General features: G+C 77.0%; 10 protein-coding genes. 6 read left to right on the top strand and 4 right to left on the bottom strand.

Annotated elements, in window-relative coordinates:
- Positions 1-166: 166 nt before the first annotated feature.
- On the bottom strand, positions 167-2758 hold the full coding sequence (locus BMW27_RS23625; protein ID WP_091439776.1) for an MDR family MFS transporter: 2592 nt from the start codon (positions 2756-2758) through the stop codon (positions 167-169).
- Between the two features lie 383 nt (positions 2759-3141).
- On the opposite strand from BMW27_RS23625, the gene BMW27_RS02875 reads away from it, so the two are divergent.
- Positions 3142-4170, top strand: coding sequence for an Atu2307/SP_0267 family LLM class monooxygenase (locus BMW27_RS02875; protein WP_091438755.1), 1029 nt, complete (start codon positions 3142-3144; stop codon positions 4168-4170).
- 3 nt (positions 4171-4173) lie between these two features.
- Here BMW27_RS02875 and BMW27_RS02870 read toward each other — a convergent pair whose 3' ends face one another.
- Positions 4174-4803, bottom strand: a complete 630-nt coding sequence (locus tag BMW27_RS02870) for a CG0192-related protein (protein ID WP_091438751.1) — start codon at positions 4801-4803, stop codon at positions 4174-4176.
- A 155-nt stretch (positions 4804-4958) separates the two neighbouring features.
- Here BMW27_RS02870 and BMW27_RS02865 point away from each other — a divergent pair, with 155 nt between their 5' ends.
- On the top strand, positions 4959-6104 hold the full coding sequence (locus BMW27_RS02865; protein WP_245743265.1) for an MFS transporter: 1146 nt from the start codon (positions 4959-4961) through the stop codon (positions 6102-6104).
- Positions 6105-6187: 83 nt separating this feature from the next.
- Entirely contained in the window at positions 6188-7366 is a 1179-nt protein-coding gene (locus BMW27_RS02860; RefSeq protein ID WP_091438745.1) for an FAD-dependent oxidoreductase, read from the top strand.
- A gap of 10 nt (positions 7367-7376) precedes the next feature.
- Here the strand turns inward: BMW27_RS02860 and BMW27_RS02855 are convergent, their stop codons facing one another.
- Positions 7377-8906 carry an ATP-dependent DNA ligase gene (locus tag BMW27_RS02855; RefSeq protein WP_091438742.1) on the bottom strand — a complete coding sequence of 510 codons (1530 nt, stop codon included), beginning with the start codon at positions 8904-8906 and terminating at the stop codon, positions 7377-7379.
- A gap of 178 nt (positions 8907-9084) precedes the next feature.
- On the opposite strand from BMW27_RS02855, the gene BMW27_RS02850 reads away from it, so the two are divergent.
- Both BMW27_RS02850 and BMW27_RS02845 read left to right on the top strand, forming a co-directional pair.
- Positions 9085-10251, top strand: coding sequence for an MFS transporter (locus tag BMW27_RS02850; RefSeq protein WP_217638018.1), 1167 nt, complete (start codon positions 9085-9087; stop codon positions 10249-10251).
- Positions 10248-11018 carry a PIG-L deacetylase family protein gene (locus BMW27_RS02845; RefSeq protein ID WP_091438735.1) on the top strand — a complete coding sequence of 257 codons (771 nt, stop codon included), beginning with the start codon at positions 10248-10250 and terminating at the stop codon, positions 11016-11018. The genes BMW27_RS02850 and BMW27_RS02845 overlap by 4 nt, the downstream gene beginning before the upstream one ends.
- On the opposite strand, the gene BMW27_RS02840 is transcribed toward BMW27_RS02845, so the two are convergent.
- Entirely contained in the window at positions 11005-13836 is a 2832-nt protein-coding gene (locus BMW27_RS02840; protein WP_091438733.1) for an ATP-binding protein, read from the bottom strand. The two genes, BMW27_RS02845 and BMW27_RS02840, sit on opposite strands and share 14 nt — an antisense overlap.
- Positions 13837-13985: 149 nt before the next feature.
- On the opposite strand from BMW27_RS02840, the gene BMW27_RS02835 reads away from it, so the two are divergent.
- The gene (locus BMW27_RS02835) at positions 13986-15032 is read left to right on the top strand and encodes a class I SAM-dependent methyltransferase (RefSeq protein WP_091438730.1); all 1047 of its coding nucleotides are present in this window, start codon (positions 13986-13988) and stop codon (positions 15030-15032) included.
- Positions 15033-15057 lie beyond the last annotated feature (25 nt).

Here is a 15057-nt window from a genome sequence, read left to right as displayed (position 1 = left end):
ATGCCGCTGGCGGTGGGCACGGTGAGCAGCGCGGTGACGTGCGGGTCGACCGGCACCGCACCCGGGAGTGACGGTTCGGGCACGGGTCCGCCCCGGTGGGAGGACCGGCGGCGCCGAGTCGAGGGCGCCCCACCGGCCGGGTGCAGCCCGGCTCGCCGGCAGCTGGTCAGGGCGTGGCCGTGGGTGTCCCCGTCCCGGTGGGTGTCCCCGTCCCGGTGGGTGTCTCCGTCTCGGTCGGCGCTGTGGTCTCGGTCGGCGCTGTGGTCTCGGCCGGCGATGTGGTCTCGGCTGGCGCTGTGGTCTCGGCCGGTTCCGCGGTCCGAGTCGGCTCCGCGGTCGCGGTCGGCTCGGGAGTCTCGGTCGGCGATGCCGTTGCGGTGGCTGATGCCGTTGCGGTGGCCGGCGCTGTCGTCGTTGTGGTCGCGGTCGGTTGCTGGGTCGGTTGCTGGGTCGGTGTGGGGCTGGGTCCCGGCGTGGACGTGGCCGCCGCGCCGGACGGGGTCCCCGCGGGGGTGCCGGAGCTCGTCGTGCCGGAGCTCGTCGTGCCGGAGCTCGTCGTCCTGGAGCTCGTCGTCCCGGAGCTCGTGCTGCCTGAGCTCGCCGAACCCGCGCTCGTGGCCCCGCCGCCGGTCGCGGCCGCGCTCGTGCCGGAGCTCGCCGGACCGCTGCTGCTGCCGAGCGGGGCCGGGCTCTCGACGGCACCGCCGGGGGTCGGGGACGCGGTCGTCGTCGTGGGGGTGCCCGGCGCCGCGGCCGGGCGTTGCGACCTCGCCCGCGGTGACGGTGCCTCCTGCGTCCCGCCGTCGGGAGCCGCCTGGCCCCCGCCGGGGACCGAGCCGGAGAGGGGTGCGGCCGGCGGCGACCCGTCGGGGAGCCCGGAGTCCTGCGACCCCTCCCCGGTGGCCGGGGGGCGGGAGCCCAGCGCCACCCCGCCGAGCCCCAGCAGGAGCCCGAGCGCGGCCGCGCCGGCCAGGACCCGTTCCCGGACGGGCCACCGCCGGGGCGCGACCGTCGCCGCGGAGGCTGCGTGCCGGTGCGCCGGGAGGCCGGGGACGACCCCTGGCCGGCCCCGGGTGCCGTGGCGGGCGGGAGGAGCCGCAGCGGGGGCCGCGGGGGGCGGAGAACCGGCAACCCGGGCCGCGTTCCGGCGGGCCTGGATGCCGGACTCGGCCGACAGCGTGAGCTGCGGCAGGAACAGGAAGACGGCGGCGCCCACGGCCACCACGCCGGCGACGACGAGCAGCACCAGCTCCACGGACCCGGCGAAGCCGGCCCGGAAGGGCTGGGCAACCGCGTCGGGGAGCTGCTGGACGAAGGAGCTGTCGGAGAGGTCGTGGCCGATCCCGTCGAGCGCCTGCAGCCGGGGCGCCAGCCCGGGGTCGGCGCGGACGGCGTCCTGCACCGCGCCGTCGATCTCGACGGGCAGCCGGGCGAACAGCAGGGAGAGGAACGCCGCGGTGCCCGCGGTGGCGCCCATCTGGCGGAAGAAGGCCACCGAGGAGGTGGCCACCCCGATCTCGCGGGGGTGCACGGCGCTCTGCACCGCCACGACGACCGGCTGGAACGTGCAGCCCACGCCCGTGCCGAACAGTGCCAGGAACGGCACGAGCAGCCCGTAGGGGGTGCCCGCGCCGGCGACCAGGGAGAGGCCGAGGAGCGCGGTGGCCATCAGTGCCACCCCGAGCAGCGGGAACTGCCGGTAGCGGCCCGTCCGGGAGATCGCGACGCCCGAGCCCCTCGCCCCGAGCATGATCCCGGCGACCAGCGGGAGCATCTGCAGGCCGGCGGCGGTCGCGCTCGAGCCGTGCACGATCTGCAGGTACTGCGGGACCAGCAGCAGGCCGCCCAGCATCCCCGCGCCCAGGACGACGCTGCCCAGGGCGGTGACGGTGAAGCTGCGGTTGCCGAACAGCCGCAGCGGCAGCAGCGCGTCGTCCCCGTGGGCCCGTTCGGCCAGCACGAACCAGACCAGACCGACGGCCCCGGTCCCGTAGCAGGCCAGCGCCACCGGGGACGTCCAGCCCCACGTGCGGCCCTGCTCGGCGACGACGAGCAGCGGCACGACGCAGGTGCTCAGCGCCAGCGCACCGGGCCAGTCGATGCGGTGCTCGCGCCGTTCGTGCGGCAGGTGCAGCACCCGGAACACGATGGCGAAGGCCAGCGCGCCCAGCGGGACGTTGACGAGGAAGATCCACCGCCACCCGTCGATGCCGAGCAGGGACGCCTGGCCGGCGAGGAAGCCGCCGACGACCGGGCCGAGCACGCTGGAGCCGCCCCAGACGGCCATGGTGTAGCCCTGGTAGCGCGCGCGTTCCCGTGGCGGCACCAGGTCGCTGATGATCGCCAGCGCCAGCGACAGCAGCCCCCCGGCGCCGACCCCCTGCACCGCCCGGGCGGCCGCCAGCTGGTACATCGACCCGGCGACGGCGCACAGCACCGAGCCGAGGACGAACACCGAGATCGCGAACAGGTAGAACGGCCGTCGTCCGTAGACGTCGGAGAGCTTGCCGTACAGCGGGGTGGAGATCGTCGAGGTGACGAGGAAGGCCGTGGTGGCCCAGGCCTGCATGTCGTAGCCCTGCAGGTCGTCGGCGACGGTGCGGACGGCGGTCGCCACGACGGTCTGGTCCAGCGCGGCCAGGAACATCGCCGTCATCAGCCCGGCCAGGACGGTCAGCACCTGCCGGTGGGAGAAGGTGCCGTCCCCGGGGACGACGTCCTCCACGGATCCGGTGGCGGCGGGGCGGCTGGGGGGCATGCGATCACTCCCGGGACGGGGGCGGGGGGCACGGACGCGCTCGGGTCGCCGGGCAGCGACCGGTCGGTCGAGGACGACGCCGTCCCGGGAGGTGGGCCCGGGCCGCGGCCGGTCCCACCAGGCGTCCGGCTCCCGCACTCCCCGGTCGCGCGCGTGCGGCGTGCGGGTCGGGACGCTGGTCGGGGGCGGGCTCGTGCCGGACCGCGCCAGCATGGGGAGCGGCCGGGGGCGAGCGCAACCGCCTCCGCGATCGCTGCCCCGCGCGCCGTACGTGCAAGGGGGCGGTACCCGCGTCGGTGGGTGAGGGCCGTCGCCGGGACCTGGTTGACTGGTTGAACACTGGACCGTCGCCGGTGGCGGCCCCACCCGTGAGGAGGACAGCCGTGCACGTCGGCGTCGACAGTTTCGTCGCAGCGGTGACCGACCCCTCGACCGAGCGCCTGGTCGGTCCGGAGGAGCGGATGGCGCACCTGCTCGAGGAGATCGCCCTCGCCGACGAGGTGGGGCTCTACTCCTTCGGGATCGGTGAGCACCACCGCCCGGAGTACTACGACTCGGCCCCGCCGGTGATCCTGGGCGCCGCGGCCGCGCGCACCTCGCGGATCCGGCTGGGCAGCGCGGTCACCGTGCTCAGCGCCGCCGACCCGGTCCGCGTCTTCCAGCAGTTCGCCACGCTCGACCTCGTCTCACGGGGCCGCGTCGACCTGGTCGTAGGCCGGGGCTCGTTCATCGAGGCGTTCCCGCTGTTCGGGTTGTCGCTGGCCGACTACGACGAGCTGTTCGAGGAGAAGCTCGACCTGCTGCTGCGGCTGCGCGAGTCCGAGCAGGTGAGCTGGTCCGGCCGGCACCGCCCCGCGCTCACCGGGCAGGGTGTCTACCCGCGGCCGCTGCAGGACCCGCTGCCGATCTGGGTCGGCGTCGGCGGGACGCCGGAGTCCTTCGTCCGCGCCGGGCTGCTCGGCCTCCCGCTGATGGTCGCCGTCATCGGTGGGGAGCCGCGGCAGTTCGCGCCGCTCGTGGATCTGTACCGCCGGGCCGGGGCGCAGGCCGGCCACGCGCCCGAGCGGCTGCAGGTGGGGCTGCACGTCTTCAGTTACGTCGCCGAGAGCACGCGGGCCGCCGCCGACACCATCTACCCCGGCTGGCACGAGATGTTCACCAAGGTCTCCCGTGAGCGCGGCTTCGCCCAGCCGACGCGGGCCCAGTTCGACGCGACCAGCGGGCCCGACGGCGCCTTCTTCATGGGCGACCCGGACACCGTGGCGGACAAGCTGGTGCGGGTCTCCGACCAGCTGGGCGGGGTCGACCGGGTCGCGATCCAGATGACGAACCCGCGCCTGGCGCACGCCGACCTGCTGCGCGGTATCGAGCTGCTGGGCACGGAGGTCGCTCCCCGGGTCGCCGAGGCGTAGCGCTCAGAGCCGCCGAGCGCTCACCAGCACGATCGGGTCGGCCTGGTCGGCCCAGGTGCCGGTGAGCGTGGCGCCGCCGTCCACCGGAGCGCCCGGCGTCAGGACCCGCCGCACGACCAGCTCCAGGTGCCCGGCGCGGACGGTCGTCGCGTCGGCGCCGTCGGTGGGGCTGGGCGCGCCCAGCGGCCCGACGTCCGCGGCCCCGCCGCTGCCGGTCACGCGGGCGGTGGGGTCGCGGCGCTCCCGCCGCCCGTCGACGTGGACGTACTCCTCGGCCTGGGGTGCGCCGCCGAGCACCACGGCGGCCAGCGCGGCGACGTACACCGGGTCGGCGCAGGCGTCGTAGACCCAGCGCCGGCCGAGCACCGAGTGCTCCGTCGTCCCCACGAGGTGCTCCTCCTGCTCCGGGACGGGCGCGCCGCGGTAGGTCAGCGGCACGTGCAGCAGGGTGTCGCCGGCGCGCAGCACCAAGGTCTCGGTGCCGACCTCGCCGGCCGGGTCGTCGAAGCGGTAGGCGGCGACCTGCTCGAGTGCGGCACCTGCGGCCGCGGCACCCCACGGGCGGCCGGGGGCCCAGCCGGCCACCAGCTCGAGCTTCGACGGTCGCAGCGTGGCCCGGTGGATGATCGCCATGCGTCGACGGTAGGCGAGTCGTCCCCGGGCACGGGCTGCCCGGGCCGTCCCCCCGACGACCGCCGGGACCGCTCGGACCCGGCCCTGGCGTCCCGGCCCCGGTGTGGTGCGGTGGGGCCGTGGCGCGGGGGGACGGCGGTCGGCAGCCTGCCGCGGTGTTCCTGCTCGGCCTGTCCGCGCTGCTCACCACCTACTCGACGCAGCCGCTGCTGCCCGAGCTGGCAGCCGATCTCGGTGTCTCCGCGACCGGCGCCGCCTGGACGGTGAGCGCCACCGCCCTGGGCGTGGCGGTGGCCGCGCCGCTGGCGGGGGCGGTGTCGGACCGGCTGGGCCGCAAGCGGGTGATGCTGGCGGCCATCGCCGCGACGGCGCTGGCGACGCTCGCCTGCGCGGCCGCGCCCGGCCTCTCCACGCTGATGGCCGCCCGCGCGGCGCAGGGCCTGGCGATCTCGTTCGTGTTCGCGGTCGCGGTCGCCTACGTGGCCGAGGAGGTCGCCGGCTCCCGCGCGGCCGCGGTCAACGGCCTGTACGTCTCCGGGACGGCGTTCGGCGGCTTCCTCGGCCGGTTCCTGTCGGGGGCGGTGGCCGGCGCGCTCGGCTGGCGGGCGTCGTTCGTCGCGCTGGCGCTGGTCCTGCTGCTCGTGCTGGGGGCGGTCGCGGCCTGGTTGCCGCGGGAGAGGCGCTTCTCACCCTCGTCCGGCGCGCTCCGCGGGGTGCGCGGCATCGCGGGTCAGCTGCGCAACGGGCCGCTGCTGGGCACCTGCGCGGTCGGCGCGTCGGTGCTGTTCGTGCAGGTCGGCGCCTTCACCTACGCGGGGCTGCACCTGGCCGGGCCGCCGTTCGGGCTGGGCACGGCGCAGGTCGGCGCGGTGTTCGCGGTGTTCCTCGTCGCCGTCGTCGTCACGCCGCTGACCGGGCGGCTGGTGTCGCGGGTCGGCCGCCGGGTGGTGCTCGTCCTGGCCACCGGGGCCGTGCTGGCCGGGCTGGCCCTGACGCTCGTGCCCGCGACCGCCGCCGTCGTCGCCGGGCTCGCGGGGGCCTGCACCGGCGTGTTCGCCGCCCAGGCCTGTGCCACGGCGCAGGCGGCGTCGAGCGGGGGCGCGGCGCGGTCGAGCGCGGTGGGGCTGTACCTGTCCTGCTACTACGCGGGTGGGGGCGTCGGTGCGGTCGTCCCGGCGCCGCTGTTCGAGGCTGTGGGGTGGGGCGCCTGCGTGGGGCTGCTGTGCGCCGTCGCCGTCCTCGGCGCGGTCGCGGGGTCGGTGAGCTGGCCGGCGCGGGCCGGTGCCGCGTCCGCCCGGTAGCACCGCCGGGTGCGCAGGGCTGGCGTCCGGCGCCGGCCTGTGGGGAGATGCCAGGGCGGGACGGACGACGCGGAGGTGCCGGCATGACCCGAGCGATCGTCGTCGGCGGCGGGGTCGCCGGCCCGGTGGCGGCGATGGCCCTGCAGAAGGCCGGCATCGAGGCCACGGTGCACGAGGCGCACGCCGGCCCTGCGGGCGACGTCGGCGCGTGGCTGGGCCTGCAGGTCAACGGGCTCGACGCGCTCCGGGCGATCGACGCGGAGCACGCGGTCGCCGGCGTGGGCTTCCCGACGCCGGTCATCGAGTTCCGCAGCTGGACCGGCACCGTGCTGGGCGCACTGCCCACCTCGGGCCCCGGCGGGAGCTCCGGCCTGTCGATGCGGCGCTCCGACCTCTACCGGGCGCTGCACGCCGAGGCCCTGCGCCGCGGTGTCCGGTTCCGCTACGGCTCCCGCCTGGTCGACGCCCGCTGCACCGCCTCGGACGTGACGGCGGTCTTCGCCGACGGCACGACCGAGTCCGCGGACCTCCTGGTCGGGGCCGACGGCGTCCGCTCCACCGTCCGGTCCCTGGTGGACCCGGGGGCGGCGGCGCCCCGCTTCGTCCCGGTGCTCAACACCGCCGGGTACTCCGAGCACGTCCCGCCCGGGGCCGAGGTCGGCCGGCTGACCATGGTGTTCGGCCGGCGCGGGTTCGCCGGGTACCTCGTGCCGCCGTCCGGGGGGACCTGGTGGTTCGCCAACCCGCCGCTGGACCGCGAGCCGCCGGCCGGCGAGGTGGCGGGCACCCCGGACGCGGAGTGGCGGGCCCGGCTCTCCGAGCTGCACCGCGGCGACCGCTCGCCGATCCTGGCCCTGGTCGAGGCCACGCCGGGTCCGCTGCGCGGGTGGACGACGTACGACGTCCCGACCGTGCGCCGGTGGTCCGCCGGCCGCATGGTGCTGATCGGGGACGCCGCGCACGCCACCTCGCCCGCGGCCGGCCAGGGGTCCTCGCTCGCCGTCGAGGACGCCATCGTCCTCGCCCGCTGCCTGCGCGACCTGCCGCCGCGCGCGGCCCTGGAGGCGTTCGAGGGTCTGCGCCGGGCGCGGGCGGAGCGGGTCGTCGCCCAGGGCTTCCGCACGAGCAGCGCCAAGTCGCCGCCCGCCGTCGGCCGGGTCGCCCGCGACCTGGTCATGCCGTTCGTGCTGCGGCGCCGGGACCCGCAGGCCTGGATGCGGGCCCACTCCGTCGACTGGGACGCCCCCGCCGTCCCGGCCTGAGGCCCCGCGGTCAACCGCCGGCGAGCAGCGCGCGCACGGCGTCGAGCGTGTCGGCGTCGGCCGGGGACCTGTCCGGTCGGTAGCGCAGCACCCGGGCGAAGCGCAGCGCGACGCCGCCGGGGTAGCGCGGGCTGCGCTGGGCGCCGTCCAGGGCGACCTCGACGACCAGCTCCGGGTCCAGCAGTACGCCCCACTCGTGCTGCTCGCGGGCGAGGTCGGGGAAGGTGGCCGTCTGCCAGTCCAGCAGCTCGTCGGTCATCCCCTTGAAGGTCTTGCCGACCATCACCGGCCCGCCGCCGTCGGGGTCGCGGGCGCCGAGGTGGATGTTGGACAACTTCCCCGAGCGCCGCCCGTACCCCCACTCCGCGCCGAGCACGACCAGGTCGAGGGTGTGCACCGGCTTGACCTTCTGCCACGCCCTGCCGCGGCGGCCGGCGGCGTAGGGCGCGTCGAGCGCCTTGACCACCACGCCCTCGTGGCCGGCGGCGAGCGCGCCGTCCAGCACCTCGGCCGCCTGCTCCGGGGTGGGCCGGCGGACGCCGGGCATCCGCAGCGCGGCGTGCTCCTCGCGGGCCAGCAGCTCCGCCAGCGCGTCGAGACGGACCGACAGCGGCTCGTCGAGCAGGTCGCGGCCGTCGAGGTGCAGCAGGTCGAAGAAGAACGGGCTGAGCAGGACCGTCTCGTCGGCGGCGCTGCCGAAGCGGCTCATCGTGTCCTGGAAGGCCCGCGGCCGGCCGTCGTCGTCCAGGGCGAGGGTCTCCCCGTCGAGGACGGCGGTGCGGCACGGCAGCGACCGGACCTGCGCGACCAGCTCGGGCACCCCGTCGGTCACCTCGCGCAGGGCGCGGGTCCAGACGCGGACGGCGTCGCCGTCGCGGTGCACCTGGATGCGGGCGCCGTCCAGCTTGTGCTCGACCGTGACGTCGTCGCCGAGGTCGGCCAGCACGGCGTCCAGCGAGGAGCCCGGGCCGGCCAGCATCGGCCGCACCGGGCGGCCGACCTGCAGGTGCACGGCTGCCAGCGCCGTCGTCCCGCCGTCGAGGGCCGTGGCGGCGGTGTCGGCCAGGCTGCCGGAGAGCATGAACGCCCGCCGCACGGCCGCGGCCGGGACGTCGGCCGCGGCGGCGATCGCGTCGAGGACGACGCCCTCGAGCGCGCCCTGCCGCAGCTCGCCGGTGAGCAGCCGGACGAGGAAGCGCTGCTCGTCGGCGGTGGCGGCGGTGAACAGCTGCTCGAGGAGCGCCTCCCGCCGAGCCGCCGACCCGGTGCCGGTCGTGCCGGCCAGCTCGGTGAGCGCGCGGTCGACGTCGGGGACGGTCAGCTGCGGTGCGACTGCCGGGTCGTGCGCGAGGCGGCCGAGGGTGCGCCAGCCGACCCCGACCCGGCCCTGCAAGGGATCGCCGGCCAGCCACGCGGTGACCGGCCGCACCTCGTCGCCGTCCGCGCGGCGCAGCAGGTCGGCGATGGCCGTGGCCTTGGCCGTGCGCGAGCGGGTGGCCGCCACCGCGGCGGAGGCGGCGACGACGTCGGCGAACAGCACGGCGCCATGGTGGCAGCCGGGACCGACACCGCCGCGGTGCCGGTGGCGCAGCGCTGTCGTGGAGGTGGCGGCCGTGTCAGCCGCGTGACAGGGCGCTGCGAGGGGGCGCCGCCACCCTCAGGACACCCGGGAGGCGGAGGACGAGATGGTCGGTGGACCGGTGGGTGCAGGGATGCGGGTGGCCCCCGCGCCGAAGCGGGGCCGCGGAACGGTGACGCCGGTGGCGGCCCTGGGGGTCGGCGCGTTCGCGACCGGCACCGACCTCTTCGTCGTGGCCGGGGTGCTCCCCGGCCTGGCCGCCGACCTCGGGATCACGGTCGGCACCGCCGGCCTGACGGTCACGGTCTCCGCGGCCGCCTACGCCGTCGGCGGTCCGCTGCTCGGCGCTGCGCTCGGCGCGCGGTCCCGGCGGCCGGTGCTGATCGGCTCCCTGGCGCTGTTCGGTGCGTGCACCGCGGTGGCGGCGGCGGCGCCGACGTTCGCGGTGCTGCTCGCCGCCCGGGCACTGGGCGCCCTCGCGGCGTCCGTGCACGTGCCGGTCGCCGCCGCGGCAGCCGTCGCGGCGGTCCCGGCGCGGTCCCGCGGCCGGGCGCTGGGGGTGGTCCTGGGTGGGGCCTCGGCCGCGATGGTCCTGGGTGCCCCGCTCGGCGTCCTGCTGGCCGGGGTGCTGTCGTGGCGCGCGGCCTTCGGCCTGGCCGCCCTGTTCGCGGCGGGTGGCGTCGGCGTCCTGCTGCGCGGCGACCTCGGGTCCGGTCGGCTGCCCCCGTCGACTCTGTCCGAGCGGCTGCGTCCGGCCCGCCGCCCCGCGGTCGTCATCACGCTGGGCGCGACGGTCCTGGTGATGGCCGGCTCGAACGGCGTGTACAGCTACCTCGGCGTGCTCCTGGGACCGGTCGCCGGACCGACCGGTCCCGGCCTGGTCATGGCGGCGTTCGGCCTCGGCGGTGCGGCGGGGGCCTGGTGGGGCGGGACCCTGGCGGACCGGCTCGGGGACCGGCGCCTGGTCCTGCTGGCGGGAGGCGCACTGACGGCGGCGGTCGCCGCGCTCCCGCTGGTCGCCTCGACCGGTGGCGCGCTGCTGGTCGTCGTGGCCGGGTGGGGGACCGCGGCCTGGGCGTTCACCGCGGCGCAGCAGCACCGCGTGCTCCGGCTGGGCGAGGACGCGGCGTCGGTGTCCCTGGCCCTGAACAGTGCGGCGACCCACGTCGGGTTCGCGGTGGGGGCGCTGCTCGGCGGTCTCGTCGTGGACACCGCCGGCCCCGGCCCGCTGGCGCTGCTGGGCGTCGCCCTCGGCGGCGCCGGACTGACCCTGCACCGATTCCTCGACCTGGAGGTCCGATCATGAACGAGTCCGTGACCGTCGTCGCCGAGCTGGGCACCGTCCTCGGCATCTGGGCGCACCCCGACGACGAGGCCTACCTGTCCGGCGGGCTGATGGCGCTGGCCCGCGACGGCGGCTCGCGCGTGGTGTGCGTGACCGCGACGCGCGGCGAGCAGGGCACCCCCGACCCGGAGGCGTGGCCGCCCCGGCGGCTGGCCGCGGAGCGCACCCGCGAGCTGGCGCGCTGCCTGGCGGTCCTCGGCGTCTCCGAGCACCGCTGGCTCGGGTACCGGGACGGCGAGTGTCCGGCGGCCCCCGCGTCCGAGGCGGTCGGGGAGCTCTGCGAGGTGATCGACGAGGTCGCACCGGACACCGTGGTGACGTTCGGCCCGGACGGCATCACCGGTCACCCGGACCACCAGGCGGTGTCGGCCTGGGCGACCGCGGCGTTCGAGCGGGCGGCCGCGCCGGGGGCCCGGCTGCTGTACGCGGCGGCCGCCGAGCGGCGGGTGCCCCGGTGGCGGGACCTGGACGAGCGCCTGGGCGTCTACCTGCCGGGCTACCCCGTCGCGGTGCCCGACGAGCAGCTGGCGGTCGACCTGGTGCTGGACCCGGACACGGCAGCCCGCAAGGTCCGGGCGCTGGCGGCCCAGACGACCCAGACGGCCGGCCTCATCGCCACGATGGGGATCGACTGCTACACCGCCTGGGTCGGTGAGGAGTCGTTCGTCGAGCACCGGCGCCAGGCGCCGGTCGCCCGGCGGCCGGTCGCGGCGGTCACACGCGGGTGAGGTTGCGCTCGATGGCCAGCCGGGCCACCTCGAGGACCGCAGCCCGGCCGGGGACCTCGACGGTGGCCGGCTGCGGTGGGGCGCTGCGGGCGGCGGCGTCGGGAGCCCGGTCGGAGGCCGCGTCGAGCACGTCGGCCGGCTGGTCGTCCCCGAGCCGGCGGAGCAGGTCGGCGAGGTTGCGCAGCGTCGTCCACTGGTGGGTCCAGTTGCCGGTGCGGGCGAAGTAGTCGACCACCTCCCGGTACCCGACCAGCGCCTCACGGACCCGGCCGGCGTCGGCGCGCGCGGGGAGGAGCCCCACGGAGGCGATGCCGACGACGAAGGTGGCCCCCGACGTCCGGGCGAGGTCGATGGCCCGGACGTAGTGGGGCTCGGCGCGGTCCCGGCGGCCGACGGCGGTCTCGATCTCCCCGGCGACGTAGGCACCCCAGGCGCGCATCGAGGGCGAGACCGCCTCGGCGAGCCCGCGCTCGTTGAGGGTCCGTGCCCGGTCGGCGTCTCCCGAGTAGGCCAGCGCGAGGGCGGCGATCCCGGGCAACTCGGCGGGCCGGATCCGGAGCGCGGCCGCGGCGAGGGCGTGCTCGGCGGCCTCGGTGTACGCCCCGCGGGCCAGGGCGACCACCGACAGCGGCAGCAGGCAGCACCCCGTCCCGGTCACGTCGGTCGCGCACTCCAACCCGGCGCGGGCGAGCCGGACCGCCGTGGTGAGGTCGCCGCGGTGGTAGGCGGCCTCACCGGCGGTGCCCAGCACCGCGGCCTCCTGCGGGTGGCCGGCGAGCGCCGGGTCGGCGGCCAGCTCCTCGGCCCAGCTGCGGATCTCGACGAGATCGCGGTACGTGACGGCGTCGTACAGTCCCAGGACCATCGCTACCGCGTCGTCGAGGGCGCCCCGGCTCCGGGTCGACCGCCACGCGGCCCGCAGGTTGGCCACCTCCCTGCGCAGGACGGCGTCGGCCTCGGGCTCACGGTCGGTGAGGCTGGCGGCGGCGAACCAGGCGGTCAGCTCGACCGCCCAGCGCTGCACGCGGTCGGTCGCGGCCTCCTCCTCGCCGGCCGTCGTCAGCCGGTCCAGGCCGAACGCCCGCAGCGTGTCGAGCATGCGGTAGCGGGTGCCCGCCTCCCCGATGTCGGCCTCGATCACCGAGGCGTCCACCAGGCGGGCCAGGACGCTCCCGGGGTCGCTGCCCAGGCGCAGGTCGGCGGCGACCCGTTCGGCGGTCGCCAGGTCGACCCCGTCGACGAACACCGACAGGTGCCGGAACAGCCGCCGCTCGTCCTCGGAGAGGAGCTGGTAGGACCACTCGACGGTCGCGCGCAGCGTCCGGTGCCGGGCGTCGCCACTGGGTCGCCCCCCGCCCAGCAGGTCCAGCGAGCGGGTCAGCCGGCTGCGCAGGTCGGTCAGGGAGAAGGTCGACAGCCGGCCGGCAGCGAGTTCGATGGCCAGCGGCATGCCGTCGAGCCGGCGGACGATGTCCGCGACCGTGCGCAGCTCGTCGGGTGTCGGCGGGGGGCCGGGACGCACCCGCCCGGCCCGGTCCAGGAAGACCGCCACGGAGGGGACCAGGGGAAGGTCCCGATCGCCGTCCGGGAGCGGGAGCGGGGCCAGCCGGACGACGCACTCGGCCGCGAGGCCGAGCGGTTCCCGGCTGGTGGCCAGCACGGCGATCCGCGGGCAGGCGGCCAGGACGGCATCGACCGTGTCGCGCACCGCGTCGAGCAGGTGCTCGCAGTTGTCGACCACCAGCAGGCCGGGGCGGTCGCCCAGGACGGCGAGGCAGGCCGCGAGGACGTCCCCCCGCACGACCTCCAGGCCCACGGCCGCCGCCAGCGCGTGCGGGACGGCGGCCGGATCGGTGACCGGTGCGAGCAGCAGCGCCGCGGTCACCTCGCTCCGTCGTGCGACCTCGACGGCGACGCGGGTCTTCCCGACACCGCCCGGCCCGACGAGCGTGACCAGCCGCTCCCTCTCCAGCCGCCGGTGCAGCGCAGCGACCTCCGCGTCCCGGCCGATGAGCCGGGTCGTGGGCCGGACGGCCACCCGGGGTCGGGGCACCGGGCCGGCAGCTCCTCCGGCGACCTCCCGTTCCAGTCGGTCCAGCTCCGCTGAGGGGTCCAGGCCGGTCTCCTCGGCCAGCCGCTGCCGGTACTCGCGCCCGGTCTGCAGCGCCTCGGACGCCCGCCCGGTCGCCGCCAGTGCCCGGACCAGCAGCAGCACCGCGGGTTCGCGCAGCGGGTCCTCGGTCACCGACGCAGCCGCCAGGCCCAGCACCTCCTCGGCCTCTCCGGCGGCGATCGCACTGCCTATCAGCGCGTCGGTCACCTCGCGCCGGAGCCGCGTGCACTCCTCGACCGCGGTGGCGATCGGCAGGACGTCGGTCAGGTCGGACAGGAGCGGTCCCCGCCAGAGGGCCCGTGCCTCCCGCAACACGGCGAGCGCACCGGCCGGGTCCTGCCGTCCGCGCGAGCGCGCCGCCGCGAGCAGCGCCCGCGCCCGCGCCACGTCGAGGGCGTCGTCCTCGAGCACGAGCCGGTAGCCGTCCGGCTGGGTCTCCAGCCGGGCCGCCGCGGAGCCGAGGTGCCCGCGCAGCCGGGACACGTGGCTGTGCAGGGCCTGGCGGCCCGACTCCGGCACCTCCGACGGCCACAGCGCGTCCACCAGGGAGTCCACCGGCACGGTCCGGCCCTCGGCGAGCGCGAGCAGGGCGAGCACCGCGCGTCGCTTGGGGCCGCGGACGTCGACCACTGCGCCGTCGACGACCAGCCGCAGCGGACCGAGCACCTCCACCCGGACCCGCGCCGCCGCCTGGCCGTCCGACATCGCGCACCTCCGGGGTGCAGCGTGCCCGCCCCGGCGTCCGGGCGGGAGGGCCAGGGCCGCCCTGTCAGCGGGCTGCCAGTGCGTGCCAGAGCCGTGACAGGGCCCGCGCCCACCGTCTGTGGCGACCGGCAAGGACAGAGGAGGACGAGATGGACCAGAGCAGGGTGACGGCGTTCCTCGAGCGCTTCGTCACGGACCTGGGTGCGGGCGGATCCGTCGGCGCAGTGGCGATCGGCCACCGGCTGGGGCTCTACCGCGCCCTGGCGCAGGGCCCGGCGACGCCCGAGCAGCTCGCCGAGCGCAGCGGGTGCCACCCGAGGTACCTCACCGAGTGGCTGCGCGGCCAGGCCGCCGGCGGGTGGGTGAGCTACGACGCGGCGACCGGCGGGTTCTCGCTCACCGAGGAGCAGGCGTTCTGCCTGGCCGACCCGAACGGGCCCAACCTGGCCGCGGCGTCCCTCGTCGTCCTCGGCTACCTGCGGGCGGAACCGAGGATCACGGAGGCCTTCCGCACCGGTGCCGGCGTCGCCTGGAGCGAGCACCACGAGGACGTCTTCGTGGGGTGCGACGCCTTCTACCGGCCCGGCTACGTGGCCCAGCTGGTGCCGGACTGGATCCCCGCGCTCGAGGGGGTCGAGGAGAAGCTGGCCGCCGGGGCGCGGGTCGCCGACGTCGGGTGCGGTCTGGGCTCGACCTCGGTGCTGCTCGCCCAGGCCTACCCGAGCACGACCGTCGTCGGCTCGGACTCGCACGCCGAGTCGATCGACCTGGCGCGCAAGAAGGCCGCCGAGGCCGGGGTCGGCGACCGGGTCGTCTTCGAGGTGGCCTCCGCGCAGACCTTCTCCGGCAGCGACCACGACCTCGTGACGATGTTCGACTGCCTGCACGACATGGGGGACCCCGTGGGTGCCGCCCGCCGGGTGCGCGACGCGCTGGCGCCCGACGGCACGTGGCTGCTCGTCGAACCGTTCGCCGGCGACACGGTGGAGGACACCCTCAACCCGGTGGGACGGCTGTACTACAACGGCTCGACGTTCCTGTGCGTCCCCAACGCGCTCTCCCAGCCGGGCGGCCGCGCACTCGGTGCCCAGGCCGGTGAGGCGGCGATCCGCCAGGTCGCGGCCGAGGCGGGCTTCACCCGGTTCCGGCGGGCGGCGCAGACCCCGTTCAACCTGGTCTACGAGATCCGCCCGTAGGCGGGTCGGCCGGCGCCGGGGTCCC

This window comes from Geodermatophilus poikilotrophus, from assembly GCF_900111455.1.
Classification (GTDB): Bacteria; Actinomycetota; Actinomycetes; order Mycobacteriales; family Geodermatophilaceae; genus Geodermatophilus; species Geodermatophilus poikilotrophus.
The sequence above is the reverse complement of the archived record's forward strand: the minus strand, read 5'-3'. Positions and strand labels throughout refer to the sequence as shown.